Annotated in this window: 20 protein-coding genes; 9 read left to right on the top strand and 11 right to left on the bottom strand. The window is 72.9% G+C overall.

The genetic code is table 11. The features are described 5' to 3' along the window. Positions 1-160: 160 nt before the first annotated feature. Positions 161-928: an SGNH/GDSL hydrolase family protein gene (locus tag ABZ738_RS17690; protein WP_357214405.1), complete on the bottom strand. Its 768-nt coding sequence runs from the start codon at positions 926-928 to the stop codon at positions 161-163. Between the two features lie 195 nt (positions 929-1,123). Beyond that, positions 1,124-1,510 carry a hypothetical protein gene (locus ABZ738_RS17685; RefSeq protein WP_357214402.1) on the bottom strand — a complete coding sequence of 129 codons (387 nt, stop codon included), beginning with the start codon at positions 1,508-1,510 and terminating at the stop codon, positions 1,124-1,126. 217 nt (positions 1,511-1,727) lie between these two features. Between ABZ738_RS17685 and ABZ738_RS17680 the strand changes: the two genes are divergently transcribed. Both ABZ738_RS17680 and ABZ738_RS17675 read left to right on the top strand, forming a co-directional pair. Further along, positions 1,728-2,537 (top strand): helix-turn-helix transcriptional regulator, encoded by an 810-nt coding sequence (locus ABZ738_RS17680; protein ID WP_131052544.1) that lies wholly within the window; start codon positions 1,728-1,730, stop codon positions 2,535-2,537. Then, positions 2,522-2,710: a DUF397 domain-containing protein gene (locus ABZ738_RS17675; RefSeq protein WP_357214399.1), complete on the top strand. Its 189-nt coding sequence runs from the start codon at positions 2,522-2,524 to the stop codon at positions 2,708-2,710. Before ABZ738_RS17680 ends, ABZ738_RS17675 begins: the two co-directional genes overlap by 16 nt. 18 nt (positions 2,711-2,728) lie before the next feature. Here the strand turns inward: ABZ738_RS17675 and ABZ738_RS17670 are convergent, their stop codons facing one another. The 3 genes from ABZ738_RS17670 to ABZ738_RS17660 form a co-directional block, all read right to left on the bottom strand. Continuing rightward, positions 2,729-3,628, bottom strand: a complete 900-nt coding sequence (locus ABZ738_RS17670) for an alpha/beta hydrolase (protein WP_357214397.1) — start codon at positions 3,626-3,628, stop codon at positions 2,729-2,731. Positions 3,629-3,737: 109 nt separating this feature from the next. Then, the gene (locus ABZ738_RS17665; protein ID WP_357214394.1) at positions 3,738-4,499 is read right to left on the bottom strand and encodes an HAD family hydrolase; all 762 of its coding nucleotides are present in this window, start codon (positions 4,497-4,499) and stop codon (positions 3,738-3,740) included. Positions 4,500-4,566: 67 nt separating this feature from the next. Beyond that, positions 4,567-5,010: a hypothetical protein gene (locus tag ABZ738_RS17660; protein WP_357214391.1), complete on the bottom strand. Its 444-nt coding sequence runs from the start codon at positions 5,008-5,010 to the stop codon at positions 4,567-4,569. A gap of 132 nt (positions 5,011-5,142) precedes the next feature. Between ABZ738_RS17660 and ABZ738_RS17655 the strand changes: the two genes are divergently transcribed. The 6 genes from ABZ738_RS17655 to ABZ738_RS17630 all read left to right on the top strand — a co-directional run bounded on the left by ABZ738_RS17655 (position 5,143) and on the right by ABZ738_RS17630 (position 10,562). Then, positions 5,143-6,312, top strand: coding sequence for a histidine kinase (locus ABZ738_RS17655; RefSeq protein ID WP_131052539.1), 1,170 nt, complete (start codon positions 5,143-5,145; stop codon positions 6,310-6,312). Then, positions 6,309-6,971, top strand: coding sequence for a response regulator transcription factor (locus tag ABZ738_RS17650; RefSeq protein ID WP_131052538.1), 663 nt, complete (start codon positions 6,309-6,311; stop codon positions 6,969-6,971). The genes ABZ738_RS17655 and ABZ738_RS17650 overlap by 4 nt, the downstream gene beginning before the upstream one ends. Before the next feature lie 40 nt (positions 6,972-7,011). Then, positions 7,012-8,772, top strand: coding sequence for a proline--tRNA ligase (locus ABZ738_RS17645; RefSeq protein ID WP_131052537.1), 1,761 nt, complete (start codon positions 7,012-7,014; stop codon positions 8,770-8,772). Positions 8,773-8,828: 56 nt separating this feature from the next. Beyond that, the gene (locus ABZ738_RS17640) at positions 8,829-9,254 is read left to right on the top strand and encodes a CBS domain-containing protein (protein ID WP_131052536.1); all 426 of its coding nucleotides are present in this window, start codon (positions 8,829-8,831) and stop codon (positions 9,252-9,254) included. Between the two features lie 148 nt (positions 9,255-9,402). Further along, entirely contained in the window at positions 9,403-9,831 is a 429-nt protein-coding gene (locus ABZ738_RS17635; protein WP_131052535.1) for a SufE family protein, read from the top strand. A 38-nt stretch (positions 9,832-9,869) separates the two neighbouring features. After that, entirely contained in the window at positions 9,870-10,562 is a 693-nt protein-coding gene (locus tag ABZ738_RS17630; protein WP_357214751.1) for a DsbA family oxidoreductase, read from the top strand. A gap of 53 nt (positions 10,563-10,615) precedes the next feature. Here ABZ738_RS17630 and ABZ738_RS17625 read toward each other — a convergent pair whose 3' ends face one another. The 6 genes from ABZ738_RS17625 to ABZ738_RS17600 all read right to left on the bottom strand — a co-directional run bounded on the left by ABZ738_RS17625 (position 10,616) and on the right by ABZ738_RS17600 (position 14,906). Further along, positions 10,616-11,164, bottom strand: coding sequence for a YbaK/EbsC family protein (locus tag ABZ738_RS17625; protein WP_357214749.1), 549 nt, complete (start codon positions 11,162-11,164; stop codon positions 10,616-10,618). A gap of 101 nt (positions 11,165-11,265) precedes the next feature. Then, the gene (locus ABZ738_RS17620; RefSeq protein ID WP_131052533.1) at positions 11,266-11,460 is read right to left on the bottom strand and encodes a hypothetical protein; all 195 of its coding nucleotides are present in this window, start codon (positions 11,458-11,460) and stop codon (positions 11,266-11,268) included. A gap of 37 nt (positions 11,461-11,497) precedes the next feature. Then, positions 11,498-12,277: an SDR family oxidoreductase gene (locus tag ABZ738_RS17615; protein ID WP_131052532.1), complete on the bottom strand. Its 780-nt coding sequence runs from the start codon at positions 12,275-12,277 to the stop codon at positions 11,498-11,500. Between the two features lie 69 nt (positions 12,278-12,346). Continuing rightward, complete coding sequence (locus ABZ738_RS17610) at positions 12,347-12,976, bottom strand: GAP family protein (RefSeq protein ID WP_176092186.1); 630 nt, start codon at positions 12,974-12,976, stop codon at positions 12,347-12,349. Between the two features lie 69 nt (positions 12,977-13,045). Next, the gene (locus tag ABZ738_RS17605; protein ID WP_176092185.1) at positions 13,046-14,443 is read right to left on the bottom strand and encodes an MFS transporter; all 1,398 of its coding nucleotides are present in this window, start codon (positions 14,441-14,443) and stop codon (positions 13,046-13,048) included. A 202-nt stretch (positions 14,444-14,645) separates the two neighbouring features. Further along, positions 14,646-14,906, bottom strand: coding sequence for a hypothetical protein (locus ABZ738_RS17600; protein ID WP_131052530.1), 261 nt, complete (start codon positions 14,904-14,906; stop codon positions 14,646-14,648). A 151-nt stretch (positions 14,907-15,057) separates the two neighbouring features. Here ABZ738_RS17600 and ABZ738_RS17595 point away from each other — a divergent pair, with 151 nt between their 5' ends. After that, positions 15,058-19,620, top strand: a complete 4,563-nt coding sequence (locus tag ABZ738_RS17595; RefSeq protein ID WP_357214382.1) for an HAD-IC family P-type ATPase — start codon at positions 15,058-15,060, stop codon at positions 19,618-19,620.

The raw sequence follows: 19,620 nt of genomic DNA, 5'->3' as shown, positions 1-19,620 counted from the left end.
GAGGGGTCCCCTGCTAACGCCTCCGGTATAGCAGGGGACCCCTCCTAACAACGTGCACCGAGCGGCAGCACCGCCCGGAGCACCCGCCCGGGGCTGACGCGCGGGACGAGTGAGGCGCAGACAGCGGCGAGGCGGGGGTTCGGGGGCGGAGGGGTGCAGGTCAGTCGGGGAGGGGGCTGAGGGTGGGGCGTTTGGCGGTGCGGGTGTCGCCGGAGGAACGGCCGGTGAGGCGACGCTTAAGCCAGGGCGCCAGGTGTTGACCGGCCCAGCGCACGTCAGCGGTACGGGCCGCCAACCACGGGCTCGGCGCCGGCCTCGGGGGTACGAGCAACCACTCCTCGTCGCAGCCGACGCCCAGCGCGTCGAGCACCTGGGCGGCCACCCGGCGGTGACCGACCGGCGACAGGTGCAGCCGGTCGGTGCTCCAGAGCAGCGGATTGAGGTACGTGTTGTCGGCGTACAGGTCGACCAGGATCGCGCCGTGCCGCTCGGCGGTCTCCCCGACGGCGCGGTTGAGCAGCTCGATGCGGGGTGCGATCAGCCGCTGCCCCGGCAGTCGGGCCATCACGTCGGCGAAGCGGAACAGCACCACGTCGGAGCCGCCCGAACGCAGATCGCGGACGACCTCCTCGAAGCGGCCGACCAGCGCGGCCGGGTCGAAGTTGCGGCGCAGCACGTCGTTGCCACCGGCGGCGAAGCTGATCAGGTCGGGCCTCATCGCCAACGCCGACGGCACCTGCTCGGCCACCACGTGTGGGAAGAGTCGACCGCGGATGGCCAGGTTGGCGTACCGGAACTCGGGCCCGGCCTCGGCGGCCAGCCGGGTGGCCACCAGGTCGGCCCAGCCCCGGAACGTGCCGTCCGGGTACGAGTCGTCCAGGCCCTCGGTAAAGCTGTCCCCGACCGCGACGTAACTGCGCCAGCGCACTGCTCACTCCTCGAAGCTGCGGGTAAAGCTGCTGTGTGTGTAAGGAAGGGCACCTTATTAACGCCTGCGGTATAGCAGGGGTCCCCTCCTAACACCTGGGAGTCTGGCACCGGCCGCATTCACCGGTCTGCCCCGCGCTCGCCGAACGTGGCAGACGTCATCCACCCGGCGACGCGGCGACGCGGCGGGCAGACGTCATCCCTCCACCGAGGCGGCGGGCAGCCGACAACGGCCGGTGCAGGCGCGCGGCGGGTCGACCGCCGAGCGACGGTACGGCCCCCAGGCCACGAACCGGGCGAACAGCTCAGGCGGTGTCGGGCCGCCGTCCGGGTCGAGCCGGAACAGATCGTGTGTCGCCTCGAAGTACAGCCCGGACAGGTAGACGGCCAGGTCGAGCCAGCGGTCGTCGTACTCGACCCGGAGCAGCAGCCGCGCCTCGGCGCAGGGCCACGGGTGCCCGCAGGCCCGGCACAACCAGAGCGGACGCAGCGGCAGATGCTGCGGGCCGGACATCGGATGCTGCCGGGGCCGCTCGGCCGCCGGGCCACGACGCGGCACCGGGTACGACTTCGGGTGGGACATCTCGACCTCCGCCTCCGGGTGGGGCCGCCCCGGCACGGGGGAGGTGCCGGGACGGCCCCGGTGCAGTCCCACCCCGGCCCCGGTGGATGGGAGCAGGACCGCCGGGTCACATTCTGCTGACCGGACGACTACTGTCGGAAGGCATCGACACCGGCCGTGGCGATGGTGGGGCCGGGCCGGGCATCCATCCGAACGGCCGAGAATTCGTGGAGGCAGCGTGGAATCCGAGCCGACCGCCGAACTGATCCGGGCACAGTTGCGCAGGCTGCGACTCTCGGCCGACCTGACCCAGGAGGATTTCGGCAAGTTGGTGCACTTCTCCGGCTCGCAGGTCTCCGCGATCGAGCTGGGGCAACGCCCGTTCGACCGGCTCTTCCTCAAGCGGGCCGACGAGGTGCTGAAGAGCGACGGCCTGCTGTCGGGGCTGCTGCGCATCGCCGAGCTGCACGGCCAGCCGAACTGGCTACGCCCCTGGCTGGACGCCGAGCGCAACGCGCGGCAGTTGCGCTGCTACCACCCGACGCTGATCCCCGGCCTGCTCCAGACCGAGCACTACGCCCGCGCGGTGATCCAGTCCGACGACATGCTCAACGATGAAGAGATCGAACGGCGGTTGGCGGTACGGATGGATCGTCAGGCGATCCTCGCCCAGCCGAACCCACCGGCCCTCATTGCGGTGATCGAGGAGACCACCCTGCGCCGAGCTGACGAGAGCTTCCGAAGCATCATGACTCAGCAGATCAGCCACCTGCTCGAATGCGTCAAGCGCGGGGGCGTGCTGGTGCACCTCATTCCTGCCGAGGCAACCGTCCATGTTGGACACGCTGGACCGATCACCTTGGCCCGAGGGGTCGAGGGTGAGTGGCTGGGGCATCTGGAGAACCATGTCGGCGGCGCGACCATCGACCGTGACGAGCAGATCGATACCCTGCTGGTGAGGTGGGAGGGTGTCCGCAGCGTCGCTCTCTCCAAAGGACAGTCCGAAGCCCTGATGAAGGAAGTGATGGAGTCATGGTCCACGATCTGACCGGCGCAGCCTGGCGCAAGTCCACCCGCAGCGCGAGCGGCGAATGCGTCGAGGTGGCCGACAACCTTCCCGGCATCGTCGGCGTCCGCGACAGCAAGGACGCCACCGGCCCGGCGCTCGTCTTCACCCCGACCGCCTGGCACGCCTTCATCGCCAAGACCAAGCGCCCCTGAACCCGAACAGCAGAGAGGTCAGGTCAGCGACGTCACCTGCATGATCGCGTCGGCGAAGGCCCTCGGCGCTTCCTGCGGCAGGTTGTGCCCGATGCCGCCGCTGATCGTGCGGTGCTCGTACGGGCCGGTGAACTGCTTGGCGTACACCTGAGGTTCCAGGTGGGGTGCGCCGTTGGCGTCGCCTTCGAGGCTGATGGTGGGCACCGTGACGGCGGGCTTGTCGGCCAGCCGGTCCTCCAGGTCGGCGTACTGCGGCTCGCCGTCGGCCAGGCCCATCCGCCAGCGATAGTTGTGGATCACGATGTCGACGTGGTCGGGGTTGTCGAGGGAGGCCATGCTCCGGTCGAACGTGGCGTCGTCGAAGGTCCACTGCGGGGACGCCGTCCGCCAGATCAGTTTGGCGAAGTCCCGCAGGTTGCGGGCGTACCCCTGACGGCCCCGGTCGGTGGCGAAGTAGAACTGGTACCACCAGGCGTGCTCGGCCACAGGGGGCAAGGGTGCCTTGCCCGACTCCTGGCCGTCGATCAGGTAGCCACTCACCGCGACCAGGCCGGCGCAGCGGTCCGGCCAGAGGGCGGCCAGGATGTCGGCGGTGCGGGCACCCCAGTCGAACCCGGCCACCGTCGCCTGCGGCACGTCGAGGGCGTCCAGGAACGCGACGGCGTCGCAGGCCATGGCCGCCGGTTCGCCGTTGCGGACGGCGTCGGGCGAGCGGAAACTCGTCGTGCCGTAGCCGCGTAGGTGCGGCACGAGCACCCGGTGGCCGGCGTCGGTGAGCAGCGGTACCACCTCGGCGAAGCTGTGGATGTCGTACGGCCAGCCGTGCAGCAGCAGGACGACCGGTCCGTCCGGCGGTCCGGCGTCGACGTACCCGACGTTCAGGACACCCGCGTCGATCTGCCGCACGTCATCGAACAAGGTCCCGCTCCTCGCCCTCGATCACCGACCGCTCCCTCCGGACGGTAGGGCGCGAGGGAAGGCGACGACGACGGTTCCGGCAAGGAGGCGGGAGTCGCTGCGGCGCTGACTACAATCCCGCGTCGTCGCTGCCGCGCAGCAGGGCGAGCAGCCCGTGACCGTCCTCGATCCAGACATCCGGCGCCAGCTCCGGCGCGTCGGGTTCGCGGTCGGTGCGCGGCGAGCGCATCAGGACCGCCGCCCCGACACCGGCCCGCCGCGCGCAGGCGATGTCCCGGTGCAGGCTGTCACCGACGAACCAACACCGATCCACCGGTACGCCGATGGCGTCGGCGGCCAACGCGGCGAAGCGCGGGTTCGGCTTCCGCAGCCCCGTCTCGTCGCTGTAGAACTCGGCGGCGAAGCGGCCGGAGAGTCCGGCGGCGGCCAGGAAGTCGCGGTGGGCGGCACCGCAGAGCGCGTTGCTGACCACGGCCATCGGCACTCCCGCCTCGGCGGCGGCGGCCAACGCCTCGGGGATGCCGGGCCGCACCTGCCACTCCGTGCGCCACGTCGACGCGTACGCCAGCGGGGTGGCCTGCCGTGCGACGGCGGCCCGGGCCGGTTCGGGCCAGCCGTGGGTGACGAAGTCCGCCCACACCCGGTCGTGCGTCAGCTCCATCGGCTCGGCCGAGACGCCGGTCTCGTCCCGCCACCGCCCGTACGCCCGCGCACCCGAGGTCAGGTCGGCCGCGATCCGCTCGTCCGGCAGGACACCGTCGATCACCTCGGACATCCGCCGGACGACCTCCGGCGACGCCCACCCGTTCCCCGGCGCGTCCGCCAGCACGCCCCCGAAATCCAGCAACAGTCCGCCCGGCGCCCGCATCATGCCCCCATCCTCGCCCAGACCGTCACCGGCGACGGGCCCGGTGTGGAGATCCGCCGATCCGCACCGCTCAGGGACGTACCCGGCTCAGCGCCCAGGCGACGAGACCGGTCACCACGCCCACGATGACCCCGGTGAAGACGCTGCTGATGGTGGCGAAGAACCGGACGACGACCGTCTGTACGCCCGGTGCCAGGTCGGTGAGGTTGCCGCCGAGCGTCGGCGGTTCGTCGAAGGCGACGTCCCAGAGGAGCTGGTGGGTGACCGCCAGCAGGACGCCGTAGCAGAGACCGACCGCGAGCAGGGTCAGGAACGGGTTGGGTACCCGCCGGACCAGCGCCACCGCGATCCAGACGACCGGCGGTACGACCACCAGCAGCAGGTTGACGAAGGTGCGCTCGTGCACCAGGCCGAGGTCGTGCAACACCACCCTGGGCAGGCCGAGCAGGGCCAACCCGAACAGGGCGAGCAGCGGCAGACCGAGCAGGGAGCGGTGCGACGAGGTAGCGGTCATGCCGGCAACGCTAGGGACGGCCGGGTCGCCTGCCATCCGCACGCGGACCCGATCGCGGTACGTCGGGAGGCGACCCCGGACGTCGCCCCGCGACGACTCCGGAGCACCCCGTCCGCGCCGTACGCTGGGCCGGTGAGCGGTCAGCCGAGCCAGTCTGCGGTACGCCGGGTCCGGCCCTGGCTCACCGACGTCCTGCTCGGCGTGGGCGTCACCGCCGTCGTCTCGGTGGTCATCACCGCCAACGAGGGTGGGCGGCAGGAGCCGGACCGGATCGCCTACCTGTGGGCGGTGGGTCTCGGCGCGCTGATGCTGGCCCGCCGCCGCTACCCGGTGGTGGTGCTCGCCGTCACGGTGCTCGGCCTGTTCGCCTACTACGCCGCCGGCTACCCGGCGGTCGGTCTGGCCGTGCCGGTCGCCGCCGCCCTCTTCTCCGCCGCCGAGCAGGGCCGCCTCGCCGCCTCGATCACCGGTGCCGTGGTGGTGGTCGTCGTGTCCGTGGTCGTCCGTCTCGCCGAGGGGCAGAACTTCTCCTTCGTCGTCGGCTACGAGCTGGCCGGTCACGTACTGCTGATGGGTGCGGCGATCGCGCTCGGCGACAGCCTCCGGTCCCGGCGGGCCGCGCAGGCCGACGCGCGACGGATCGCCGAGCTGACCGGGGAGCGCTACCGGCAGGAGGCGGACGCCCGGGTGCAGGGTGAGCGGCTCGCGATCGCCCGGGACCTGCACGACTCGCTCGGCCACACCACCTCGGTGATCGCGCTGCACGCCGACGTCGCCCGGGAGGCGCTGGGCCGCGACGAGGAGGCCACCAGGTCGGCCCTGGAGCTGATCCGCGCCACCGCCCGCCGGAGCATGGACGACCTGCGGCGGACCGTGGCCCTTCTCCGTCGGGACGACGACCCGGCCCGCACGGTCGTGTCGCTGGCGCACCTCGACGCGGTGGCCGGGGCGGCCGGTGCCGCCGGGTTCGACGTCGACGTGCGGGTCGACCTGCACTCCGCGCTGCCGGCGCCGGTGGAGGCCGCCGCATACCGGATCGTCCAGGAGGCGGTCACCAACGTGGTCCGGCACTCGGCGGGCAGCCGGGTGGAGATCCACGTCGCGCAGGACGACCGGCAGGTGACGGTGTCGGTCACCGACTCCGGCGCGGACCGGCGGAGCACCGACCGCGCGGCGGACAGCGGGCACGGCATCGCCGGGATGCGGGAGCGGGCCCAGAGCCTCGGCGGCTCACTCACCGCCGAGCACCAGCCCACCGGTTTCGCCGTACGGGCCGAACTGCCGTGGGCGGGTACGACGTGACGACCGTGCTCGTGGTCGACGACCAGGACCTGGTCCGGGCCGGGATCCGCACGCTGCTGGAGTCCGACGCGCGGATCAGCGTCGTCGGGGAGGCCGCCGACGGCCGCACCGGCCTGCACCTGGCCCGCCGGCTACGGCCGGACGTGGTGCTGATGGACATCCGGATGCCGATCCTGGACGGGTTGGCCGCCACCGCCGCGATCCGCGCCGACGAGACGCTGACCGGGACGCGCGTGCTGATCCTCACCACCTTCGACGACGACGAGGACATCGTCGAGGCGGTCCGGCTCGGTGCCGCCGGGTACCTGCTCAAGGACACCGGCTCGGACGACCTGCGGCGAGCCGTGCACACCGCCGCAGCCGGTGGGAACCTGCTGTCGCCCACCGTCACCCGCCGGGTGATGGAACAGCTCGCCGCCGTTCCCCGGCTGCCGCCGCCGGACCCTCGACTGGCCGTGCTCACCGAGCGGGAACGGGCCGTGCTGGCCCGCGTCGGGCTGGGCGAGTCCAACGACGAGATCGGCCGGGCGCTGTTCATCAGCCCGGCCACCGCCCGCACGTACGTCAGTCGCCTGCTGGCCAAGCTGGACGCCCGGGACCGCACCGCGTTGGCCGTCATCGCCCATCGCGCCGGGCTCGACGACCCTGGCCACGCCTAATCGGATCGCCGTCGGGCACCCCGGGTCGTACGCTGCGGCCATGCTGCTGCGCATGTCGACCACGCTGATCCGGACGCTGCGCGAGGACCCGGCCGACGCGGAGGTGCCGAGTCACCGGTTGCTGCTGCGCGCCGGTTACCTGCGCCGAGCCGCCCCCGGCGGGTACACCTGGCTGCCGCTGGGCAAGCTGGTACTGGACCGGGTCGCCGAGATCGTCCGGGCCGAGATGGCCGCGATCGGTGACCAGGAGGTGCACTTCCCGGCGCTGCTGCCGGCCGAGCCGTACCGCACCAGCGGACGGTGGACCGAGTACGGCGACGACATCTTCACGCTGGCCGACCGCCGTGGTGCCGAGCACCTGCTCGCCCCCACCCACGAGGAGTTGGCCGCGCTGCTGGTGAAGGACCTGTTCACCTCCTACCGCGACTTCCCGGTCACGTTGTTCCAGATCCAGACCAAGTTCCGCGACGAGGCCCGGCCCCGTGCCGGACTGCTGCGCGGACGCGAATTCCTGATGAAGGACGCGTACTCCTTCGACCTGGACGAGGCGGGGCTGCGCGCGGCGTACGACCGGCACCGGGACGCGTACCGGCGGGTCTTCGACCGGCTGGGCCTGGAGTACACGGTGGTGCACGCGACGTCGGGAGCGATGGGCGGTTCCGCCTCGGAGGAGTTCCTGGCCATCGCGCCCGTCGGCGAGGACACGTTCGTGGGCTGCACGGACTGCCACTACGCGGCGAACACCGAGGCGGTGACCACGCCCGCCCCGGCGGCCGGTGACCCGCTGGCCCGGCCGCCCGTCGAGGTGCACGACACCCCGGAGACGCCCACCATCGCCAGCCTGGTCGCGCTGGCCAACGACCGTCGACTCGCCGGACGCGACGACTGGACCGCCGCCGACACCCTCAAGAACGTCGTGCTGACCGTACGCCGACCCGGCGTTCACGAGACCGAACTGCTCGTCATCGGCGTGCCCGGTGACCGCGAGGTCGACCTCAAACGGCTCGCCGCGGTGCTGGCACCGGCCACCGTGGACGTCTTCGACGCCTGGGACGAGCGGCCCGACCTGGTCCGCGGCTACATCGGGCCGCAGGTCTTCGACAAACTCGGCATCCGCTATCTGGTCGACCCCCGGGTGGCGCCGGGCACCGCCTGGCTGACCGGGGCGAACGAGCCGGGGCGGCACGCCACGAACGTGGTCTGTGGCCGCGACTTCACCCCGAACGGCACCGTCGAAGCCGCCGACGTACGCCCCGGCGACCCCTGCCCCGCCTGCGTCGGCGGAAGCCTGACCATGCGCCGGGGCATCGAGATCGGACACATCTTCCAACTCGGCCGCCGCTACACCGACGCCTTCACGGTCGACGTCCTCGGACCGCAGGGCAAGCCGGTACGCCCCACCATGGGCTGCTACGGCATCGGGGTGTCCCGGGCGGTGGCCGCGATCGCCGAGCAGCACCACGACGACCGGGGACTGGTCTGGCCGGCGGCGATCGCCCCCTGCGACGTACACCTGGTGGCGGCCGGCAAGGGTCCGCAGGTCGAGGCGGCGCTCGACCTCGGCACCCGACTCGCCGCCGCCGGTCTGCGGGTGCTGGTGGACGACCGGGCGGGAGTCTCCGCCGGGGTGAAGTTCACCGACGCCGAGCTGATCGGCATCCCGCGCACCGTCGTGGTCGGCCGCCGCCTGGCCGACGGGTACGTCGAACTCCGTGACCGGTCCACCGGGGAACGTGCCGAGATCCTGGTAGGCGACCTGACGGAGCGTCTCGTTGAGGAGGTAGGCCGGAACGTGGTGTAGCAGTCACGTAACCGGGTAACGCATCCCGATCGGCAGAAGGTGTTCTGGAGGCTCTCATGACCGAGTATCGGGTCGTCGACGTGATGACCAAACAGGTGATCTACCTGTCGGCGGAGACCACACTGGACGAGGCCGCCCGGGTGATGCGGGACGCCGACATCGGCGACGTGGTGGTGACCGACGGTGCCGAACTGGCCGGCATCCTGACCGACCGGGACATCGTGGTCCGCGCGGTGGCGGAGAACGCCAGCGCGACGACCACCACCATCGGCGCGATCCTCACCCGCGAGGTGGTGATGATCGAGCAGTTCTGCACCGCCACGAAGGCAGCCGCACTGATGCGCGAGCGCGGTATCCGCCGCATCCTCGTCTGCGACCACGAACGCAAACTGGTCGGCATCGTCTCCCTCGGCGACCTGGCGATGCAGCTCGACCCCACCTCCGCCCTCAGCGAGATCAGCGAACAGGCCCCCCAGGTGTGACAGGTGTCAGAAAGCGACAGGTGTAAGGAAGGGCACCTTATTAACGCCTGCGGTAGAGAAGGGGTCCCCTGCTAACACCCGGGTGCACCCGCGGCCACGACCGTGGGCGCGACCGCAGTGCCCCGCCTGGCGCCGGTAGCCTGGCGGGATGCCCGAGATGCCGAGCAAGCTGGCGGAGATCGTCGACGAGTTCGCCTCCGCACCCCGTGACGTGGTGCTGGAGATGCTGCTGGAGTACTCCGACGCGGTGCCGCCGCTGCCCGCCGACCAGACCGGGCACGAGGGCATGGAGCAGGTGCCGGAGTGCCAGACGTCGTTCTTCCTCCGCGCCGAGGTGACGCCCGAGGGCACCGTGCGCACCCTGTTCGACTGCCCGCCGGAGGCGCCCACCACCCGCGCGTTCGCCGGCATCCTCGCCGAGGGGCTGGCCGGTGCGAGCCCGGAGCAGGTGCTCGCCGTCCCGGACGACCTGTACCAGCGGATGGGTCTGGCGCAGGCGATCAGCCCGCTGCGGGTACGCGGCGGCAACGCCATCCTCGCCCGACTCAAGCGGCAGGTCCGCGAGCAGGTCGGCTGATCTGCCCTGCTCCCACGGCAGGTCCGGGAGCGGGCCGCATCACTCCATCGGCAGGTACGGGAACAGATCGGCGTACCGGCGGGTTGTCTCCGGTCATGGAGATCGACATCTACGCCGACGTGGTCTGTCCCTGGTGCTGGATCGGCCTGCGTCGCCTGGAGGAGGCCCTCGCCTCGTACGACGGTGAGGTCACCGTCCGGCATCGCCCCTTCCAACTCGACCCGTCCCCGGTGACCGCGCCGGTGCCGCTGCTCGACGCGCTGGCCGCCAAGTTCGGCGGCCCGGAGCAGGCCCAGCAGATGGCCGCCCAGGTCGCCGAGATCGGTACGAGCGTCGGGTTGGAGCTGAACTTCTCGCGGGCGATCGCGGCCAACACGTTCGAGGCGCACCGACTGATCGACTGGGCGTCCGAGCGGGGTCGCGGCACCGAGACGGTGAACGCCCTGCACAAGGCCCACTTCACCGACGGCGTGGACATCGGCGACCGGGCGGCGCTCGCCGAGATCGCCACCGGTGTCGGGCTGGACGGCGCGGAAGCCCGCCGTTTCCTCGACTCCGACGAGGGCGTCCCCGCCCTCGACGAGGAGCTGACCGAGGCGCGGCAGCTCGGCATCACCAGCGTGCCGACCTTCGTGTTCGCCGGGAAGTACGCCGTCTCCGGCGCCCAGGACCCGGCCACCCTGCTCGCCGCCCTCAGCGAGGTCGCGGAACGTGAGGCCGCCGGCTCCTGATCCATTGGCGGCGGCGATGTTTCACGTGCAACAACATCGACGTCGATCGAGGATCAGGCCAGCCTGGCCAGGTCCTCCACCACTCGCGCACCGGGCAACACGGCCAGCGCCGAGCCCGGTAGGGCGATCTTGCTGTGCCGCACACCCGATCCGATGATCACGTACGGTGCGGCCACCACCCGGGCGTCGACCAGGATCGGCCACTCCGGCGGCAACCCGATCGGGGTGATGCCGCCGTACTCCATGCCGGTCGACTCGACCGCGTCGGCCATCGGGGCGAAGCTCGCCTTGCGGACGTCCAGCGCACGTCGGGCCACGCCGTTCACGTCGACCCGGGTGGTGGCCAGCACCACGCAGGCCGCGTACCTGACGACGCCCTCCCGCTTGCCGGCGACCACCACGCAGTTGGCCGATTCGTCGAGCCCCACCTGGTACGCGGCGCAGAATGCGGCGGTGTCGGCGAGCTCGGCGTCGATCGGCGCGACCAGCACCGCGTCGACGTCCACCGGCGCGTCGGCGGGCCACTGCGCCAGCGCGTCGGCGACCGGTGCGGCCAGCAGGTCGGGGCGATTACGGGCGGGCTCGGTGCGCAACGTTCCCATCACGGAAGCGATCGTCGCACCCGCGACGCGTGCGCTGGTCACCGAGGGCCCCGGCCAGCCGTGGAGCGACCGGCAACAGGACACGCCGGTCCCGTCGCCGGTCAGCCGTTGGTCAGGAAACCGTGCTCCTGGAGCAACGCCCGGTCCCGGGCGACGGCCATCTCCTCCGCCCGCTCCGCCTGCACGCGGCGCGCCTCGATGTCCTCCAGTGCGTGCCGGACCGCGAGCCGGATCACCCCGTAGAGGAAGACGAAGCCGCAGACGTACAGGAGACAGGTGACGACGAACGTGAGCATGAGCCGACGGTAGGACGAACGTGAACGAGAGCGACTGTCATCTTGTCGCCGTTCCCCCGTACGTGTCGGCCAGGTACTCCGCCCAGGTGCGACGACCGGTCGGGCGGGCCTCGGTGACCAGTCCACCGTCGCGCAGCTCGCGACCGAGGCGGCCGGGAAAACGCACCGGCAGCATCGGGCGGCGGGAGTTCCGCGCCTGCCGCCAGGTGCGTACCGCGTCGTCGAACCGCAGCACCTCGGGGCCGCCGTACTCCACGATGCCGTCGCGCGGACCGGCGCGCAGCAGCTCGATCAGCTTTTCCGCCACCTCACCCGGATCGACCGGCTGGGCCACCACGGCCCGGTCGGCGATCACCGGGCCGAGCTTGCTGGACATCTGCAGCAGCTCGTCGAGAAACTGCGGGAACTGGGTGGCCCGCAGCACCGTCCACGGCACCCCACCGGCGGCCACCACCTGCTCGGCGGCGAGCTTGTGCCGGTAGTACGCGTAGGGCACCCGGTCCACGCCCACGATCGATATGTAGACCAGGTGGGCCACGCCCGCACCGGCCGCCGCGGCGACCAACCGGCCGGTGCCCCGCACGTCGATCTCGTGGGTACGCCGGGTCGGCGAGGACGCCAGGTGCAGGATCGCGTCCACCCCGGCCACCGCCGCCGCGACGCCCTCGCCGGTCGCCAGGTCCGCCACCACCCATTCGACGCCCGATCCGGTACGCGCCCGCCGGCTGGTGGCCCGCACCTGGAACCCCTCGGCGACCAGCCGGGGCAGCACCGCCCCGCCGAGCCGGCCGCCCGCTCCGGTGACCAGTACCCGCATCTCAGCCTCCTTCGTCGACTACCGGGACGACGGGTCGAGACCGGCGCGACGTGACAGCTGTGGGCCACCTCACCGGATCAGATCCAGCACGGTGAGTACGACGAAGAAGGCGATCACCGCCTCGCTGACCAGCCAGGCGTGGCTGTCGGCCCAGTCCCGGATCCGGGGCAGCACCGCTGCCGCCCGACGGCCGAGCAGCAGCAACGCCAGCAGCGGCAACGCCAGCAGGGTGAGGGTGAGCAGCATGAACGGCAGCAGGTGCCACCACGGCAGGCCCTGCCGGGCGGCGCTGGCACCGACCGTGAGCATGGTCAGGTCGTCGGCCGGCATGGCGAGGAAGAGCAGCAGGCCGACGCGGAGCGCGTACCGGGGAGTGGCGTGTTGGAGCCGACCCATCCAGGCGGGCGGCCCGGAGTGCCGGCGCAGGAACACCACCACCGCCAGGACGGCCAACAGCGCCAGGACGATCCAGTCGACGACCCGTTCGAACCGGCCGTCCCCGGTGTCGAGGCTGATCCGGAACAGGCGGGTGACCAGCCAGGCCAGGGTCGTACCGCCGCACACCACGATGGCCGCGCCGGCCAGGTAGCCCAGCGACGCGGCCCGGGGCCGGTCGGAGGAGGCGAAGAAGACCGCCGCCACCAACTGGGTCCCGGCGACCATGACCACGGCCAGCGGTAGGAGAGTCAGGAAGTTCATCGCGTGCCCATCCTCCCGGCTGCCTCCGCCCCGCACCTCGGATTCGGCGGATGCGCACACCCGCCGGGCTCAGGCCGCCGCGACCCGTACGCCGGGCACCACCCGACCGGCGAGCAGCGCGCCGACCAGCGCCAACCCGGCTGCCGCCGCGAGGGTCACCGCGTAACTGCCCGGGCCGGGTGCCGCGCCCGCCGCCAGCACCGCGCCCGTCAGCGCCAGCACGGCGGCTGCGGCGAGCGAGTCGCACAACTGCAACGACGAACTGTTGCGTCCCTGCTCGCCCGGGGCCGACAACTCCAGGGTCAGCACCGACAGCGACGGATACAGCAGGCCCATGCCGATCCCGGCCGCCGCCCAGCCGCACACGCCCACCCCGACCGGCACGGCGGGCAGCACCGTGAGGCCCACCACCGCGACACCGAGGGTGATGCAGGTCAGCCCGGCTCTCGGCAGGGTGGCCCGGCTGCGGGGCGCGCGGACCCGGCCCTGTAGCCACGACCCGAACGACCACGCGACCGCCCCGGTGGTCAGCACCAGGCCGGCTGCGGTGGGCGAGAATCCGCGTTCGCGGGACAGCATCAGCGGGATCACCACCTCCGCGCCGACGAACGCGCCGGAGGCCAACCCGCGCAGGCCGACCACGGTGGGTAGGCCCCGTCCGGCCCGGAGGAATCCGCCGGGCAGCAGTCGCGGAGCGCAGACCAGCAGACCGACCATGGCCGACCCGACCAACGCCACGGCGGTGACGCCGCGCTGCTGACCCCCGATGTGCAGCAGTGCGGCGCTCACCCCCGCCCCGCACGCCCAGCCGATCCGCCTCAGCGGACCGAACGCGTCGCGCGGCGACCGCACCGGCCCGTCGACGCCGGTAACCGGCCCGTCCGGTGACGGGCCCGCTTTGGTCGACGGCCCCGCTTTGGTCGACGGGCCCGCGCCGATCGACCGCAGGCCGGGATGGACCAGCAGCACCGCCGGCACCGCCACCACCGGCACCGCCAGGAAGACCCACCGCCAGCCGACGTACTCCACCACCAGGCCCGCCAGCAACGGCCCCACCAGCGACGGCACCACCCACGCGGCGGCGAACGCGGCGAAGATCCGCCGGTGCAGGTGCTCCGGGTACGCCTTCGCGACGATCACGTACAACGCGACCGACAGCAGACCGGAGCCGAATCCCTGCACGATCCGGCCCACCACCAGCGTGCCCATCGTGATCGCGCTCCCGGCGAGCAGCAGCCCGACGACGAAGCCGCCGAGACCGGACCACATCGGCAGGCGTGGTCCCCGGGCATCGCACCAGATGCCGGAGATCACCATCGCCACCACGCCCGCCGCGAACGGGCCGCCGAAGGCGATCCCGTACAGGGCCAGGCCGTCCAGGGCACGGGCCACGGTCGGCATGGCGGTGCCCACCGCCAGCGCCTCGAAGGCCAGCAACGAGACCAGCGCCACGCTGCCCACAGTCATCGCCCGCAGCCGAGCGGCGAAGATCGTTTCGTCCCTCGCCGAAGCTGGAGCCGGGGTCACATCCGGCGTCGAGGCGATGGCGGTCACCGGACGTCCTCATGGCAGGCCGGGACACCGACGGAACGCCGGAGCGACACGATGGGCATGTCGGTGAGCATGCGACCTAGACCCAGGTTCAGGTCAAGGGTGACGCCGCTAACCGTCAGGCCGACTCCAGTGCCTCCCCGATGCCCTTCGCCAGCCCTGACAGGTGCTGATCAGCGAGCAGGTGCCCGGCGGTGATCACCAGCGCCAGCGGCCACTCGATCACCTGGAGCGCGGTGAGCACCCCGATTCCCGCGTAGTAGGCGAGCTTGTCCGGCGGTGGTACGGCCACCATGCCGAGCCACGGGATCTCCACCCGGTGGGTGAACGCCCGCAGCGTCTCCTCCGTCCCGCTGAGTTCTCGTGTCAACGCACTCATCTCGGCCTCCCCGTGGACGACGACGCGCACCCCGGATTCCACCGTCGAGGCCGTCCATGCCCGCCGAGCCGAGAAACTTCCCCGCCCCGACGGGCATAAGGGACGCCCCGCCGGGAAGCCAGGCCGCCGGGCCCGACCGGTAGGAGGCTAGATGCGGCGACCCGTGTCCGTACCGCCGCTGGTGGGCGACGCCTCACGTAGCGTCGGTGCCGCCGCCACCCGGCTGGCCCGGGCCGTCGGGCTGTCCAGCCGTCGGGTGTGGTCCCGGCCGGGACGCCACCACATCGAGGTGCACGGCGTCTGCCAGGACGGCGGCGACACGCTGGCCCGGCAGGTCGAGGCGGCCCTGGAGCGGATGCCCGGCGTGCTCTGGGCCCGGGTCAACGCCCCCTCCGGACGGGTGGTCGTCGCCGTCGACACACCGGGGCCGAAGGTACGCCACCTGATCGCCGCCGTCTCCCGCGTCGAACGCACCTGCCCGCACGAGCCCGACCCGGAGATCCCGCCCCCGCACCCGCCCGAGGAAGGACCGCGTACCGCCCGTACCCTCGGGGCGCTCGCCTCCGACGCGCTCGGCCTGACCATCTCCGCGGCCACCCGGATCCTGCCCGTGACACCGGTGCCCGCCGAGGTGTCCGGCCTGCTCAGTGCCATCGACCTGCACCCGAAGCTGCACGCCCTCGCCGGTTTCGGCCTGCGCCGCGACCCCCGGGCCGAGGTCATCTTCCCGCTCGCCGAAGCGGTGGTGCAGGGCCTCACCGGCGGCTGGACGGGCATCGTGCTGGACGGCGCCCAACGCATCGTGCAGTGGGGCGAAGGGCTCGCCCAACTGCACGCCTGGGAGAAGGCCGAACCCCGCCTCACCGGAGAGCCGGACCGGGCGGTGGCCCGCTCGCCCGTCGGCGAACGTCCCTGCCCGAAACCGGACGGCGCCCCGGAGCGGTACGTCACCCGGATGCTCGGCACCGGCGCGGCGGCCTTCGCCGCCGCCACACCCGTCGTCGGTCCGAAACGCGCCGCCGCGCTGGGGCTCTCCGCGCTACCCAAGGCACCCGGCAGCGGTCGCGAGGGGTACGCCGCCCAACTCGGCCGCATCCTCGCCAGGCGGGGCGTCATCGCGATGGACCGCAGCGTGCTGCGCGAACTCGACCGGATCGACACGCTGGTCCTCGACGCCCGGGTGCTCGGCTCCGACCGGGGCGTCCTGGCCGACCTGGCCCCGCTACCCGGCGCCGACACCTCCCAGGTCGCAGCACGGGCGTTCGCCCTGTTCACGCCGACAGCGCCGACCGACGTCCGCCGACTCGACGGATGGCGACTCGGCCCGCTCGACCGCCTCGACGTCCACGATCCCGGCGACACCGACGACAGCCGCCGACTCCGCGAACGCGGCGGCACCCTGCTCGGGCTGGCCCAGGGCGACACCCTCGCGTCCGTACTGCGGGTGGAACCGGAACCCGCGCCCGGCGTCGACACCCTGCCCACCGTCACCCGACAGGCCGGCCTGCGGCTCGTGGTGGCCGGTGACGACACCGAACGGTACGCCTCCGCCGACGCGCTCCTGCCCGGCGGCGACCGGCTGGCCGAATCGATCCGCACCCTGCAACGCGAGGGAGCGGTGGTGATGCTCGTCTCCGGCGACCGCGCGGCGCTCGCCGCGGCGGACTGCGGCCTGGGCGTCGCCGACCCGGAAGCCACCCCGCCCTGGGGAGCACACCTGCTGGTCGGCACCGACCTGCGATCGGTCGCACTGATCATCGAGGCAGCCGGGGTGGCCCGCCGGATGACCAGCCAGAACATGCGCATCGGGCTGGCCGGCAGCGGGCTCGGCGCACTCGCGGCCTTCACCGCCGACCCCGCGCTGCTGCCCGGCCGCAGCCTCGCCTCGGTCAACGGGGCGGCGGCACTGGCCTTCGCGCACGGCATGTGGCGCGCCGGCCGACTCTCCGCCCGCACCGCGTCGACGGCCCCGGCGCTCACCGCCTGGCACCTGATGCCGGTGCCGACCGTCCTCGACCAGCTCGGAAGCGAACGCGGCGGACTGACCGACACCGAGGCCGAGCGTCGACGCGCCGCCGGGCCGGGCGAGACCTCCGGTCCCGGCGGGCTGCTGCGGGCCTTCGTCGACGAGCTGGCCAACCCGCTCACGCCGGTGCTCGCCGCCGGGGCGGTCCTCTCCGCCAGTTTCGGCTCGCTCGTCGACGCCGCCCTGGTCGGTGGCGTGGTCGGTGCGTCCGCGCTGGTCGGCGCCGTGCACCAGCGCAACACCGAGAAGTCGTTGGCCGCGCTGCTGTCCCGCGCGGCCGTCACCGCCCGGGTCCGCCGCGACGGCACGGACCGGGTGATCCCGGCCGAGGACCTCGTGGCGGGCGACGTGATCGTGCTCGAATCCGGCGACGCCGTACCCGCCGACTGCCGGGTGCTGGACAGCGTCGGGCTGGAGACCGACGAGTCCTCGCTGACCGGTGAGTCGCTGCCGGTCGCCAAGACCGACCAGCCGGTGGTGGCCGCCGCCCTCGCCGACCGCCGGTCGATGCTCTACGAGGGCACCACCATCGCCGCCGGACGTGGCGTCGCCGTCGTGGTCGCCACCGGCACCGACACCGAGGCCGGGCGCAATCTCGCCCTCGCCCGACAGGCCCCACCCGCCAGCGGCGTCGAGGCCCGGCTCGGACGACTGACCCGGGCCGCGATCCCGCTGGCCGCCGGGTCGGCCGTGGCCGTCGTCGGTGCCGGGTTGCTGCGCGGCGTACCCCTGGCACAGACCGCCGCCACCGCCGCGAACCTGGCCGTCGCCTCCGTGCCGGAAGGACTGCCCTTCCTGGTCAGCGCGGCCCAACTGGCCGCCGCCCGGCGGCTCGCCGAGCACGGCGCGTTGGTCCGCAACCCGCGCACCATCGAGGCGCTCGGCCGGGTCGACGTCCTCTGCTTCGACAAGACCGGCACCCTCACCGAGGGCCACCTGCTGCTCGCGGGCGTCGGAGACGCCGACGAGTACGCCCCGGCGGACCAGATCGACGACCGGCTCCGGCAGATCCTCGCCACCGCGCTGCGCGCCACCCCCGCCGCCGACGATCCCGAGCAACTGTCCATGCAGACCGACCGCGCGGTCCTGCGCGGTGCCACCTCCGCCGGCGTCCCCGAGCAGTACGCGGCACCGGGCTGGCGAGCCGTCGGCGGCCTTCCCTTCGAGCCGTCCCGGGGCTACCACGCCACGGTCGGCGAGACCGAGGGGCGGATGCTGCTCAGCGTGAAGGGCGCGCCGGAGAGCGTGCTGCCCCGCTGTGCCGCCCGCCGCACCGACGGCCGCGACGAACCGCTCGACGACGCGGGCCGGGCCCACCTGCACCGCCTGCTCGGTGAGCGCGCCGGAGCCGGACACCGCATCCTGGCCGTCGCCGAATGCGTGGTCGACGACCCCGACCTCACCGACGACGACGTACGCGGCCTGGTCTTCACCGGATTCCTGGCGATCGCCGACGGGGTCCGCGACAGCGCCGCCCCCGCCGTGCGCCGGATCCGGCAGGCCGGTGTGCACACCATCATGATCACCGGTGACCATCCGGCGACCGCCGAGGCCATCGCCGCCACCATCAGCGCGGGCGACGCCCAGCGGGTGGTCACCGCCACCGAACTCGACACCCTCGACGACGACGCCCTCGCCGCCCGGCTCGCCGCCACCGACGTGGTGGCCCGCTGCACCCCCGCCCACAAGGTGCGGATCATCCAGGCGTTGCAGAAGTGCGGCCGGACCGTCGCGATGACCGGCGACGGCGCCAACGACGCACCCGCCATCCGGCTGGCCGACGTCGGCATCGCCCTCGGCCAACGGGGCACCCCGGCGGCCCGCGCCGCCGCCGACCTGGTGGTCACCGACGACCGGCTGGAGACCATCATCGCCACCCTGGTCGAGGGCCGGGCGATGTGGTCATCGGTCCGCCACGCGCTGAGCATCCTGGTCGGCGGCAACCTCGGCGAGATCGCGTTCAGCGTGCTGACCGCCGCCGCCACCGGTCAGGCCGCACTCAACGGACGCCAACTGCTGCTGGTCAACCTGCTCACCGACATGGCACCCGCCCTGGCCATCGCCGTCCGCCCACCCGGCGACGGCGACCACACCGACGGTCTGCTCCGCGAGGGCCCCGACAGCTCCCTCGGCGAGACCATGACCCGCGAGATCGGGCTGCGTGCCGCCGCCACCACCCTCGGCGCGACCGCCGGCTGGACGCTGGCCCGCTACACCGGCAGCCGCCGGCGCGCCGGCACCGTCGCCCTGGTCTCCCTGGTCGGCACCCAACTCGGTCAGACCGTCCTGGCCGGTGGCACCAGCCCGTCCGTACTCGCCTCCACCGCCGCCTCGGTCGGCGTCCTGGCCGTCGTGGTGCAGACCCCCGGCGTCAGCCAGTTCTTCGGGTGCACCCCGCTCGGACCGGTCGGCTGGACCATCGCGACCGGCTCCGCACTCGGCGCCACCTTCGCCAACGGCGCCCTCACCAAGCTGGTCGCCCGCCTACCCCAGGCCGACGGCGCTCACGCTCAGGCCGGCAGCTCTCACGCTGAGGCCGACGGCGCGCGGACCGACGGCGCGAAGGCTGACGGCGCACGGGCCGAGGGTGCACAGACTGATAGCGCTAGGTCCGACGGTTCGTCACCGAGCCCGGCGTCGGCGGACGGTCGGGCCGCCCGGGTCGGTTCCGGCCCGCAGGAGTCGTGA

The organism is Micromonospora sp. NPDC047793, assembly GCF_040642635.1.
GTDB lineage: Bacteria > Actinomycetota > Actinomycetes > Mycobacteriales > Micromonosporaceae > Micromonospora.
This window is presented reverse-complemented; position numbering and strand designations above follow the sequence as displayed.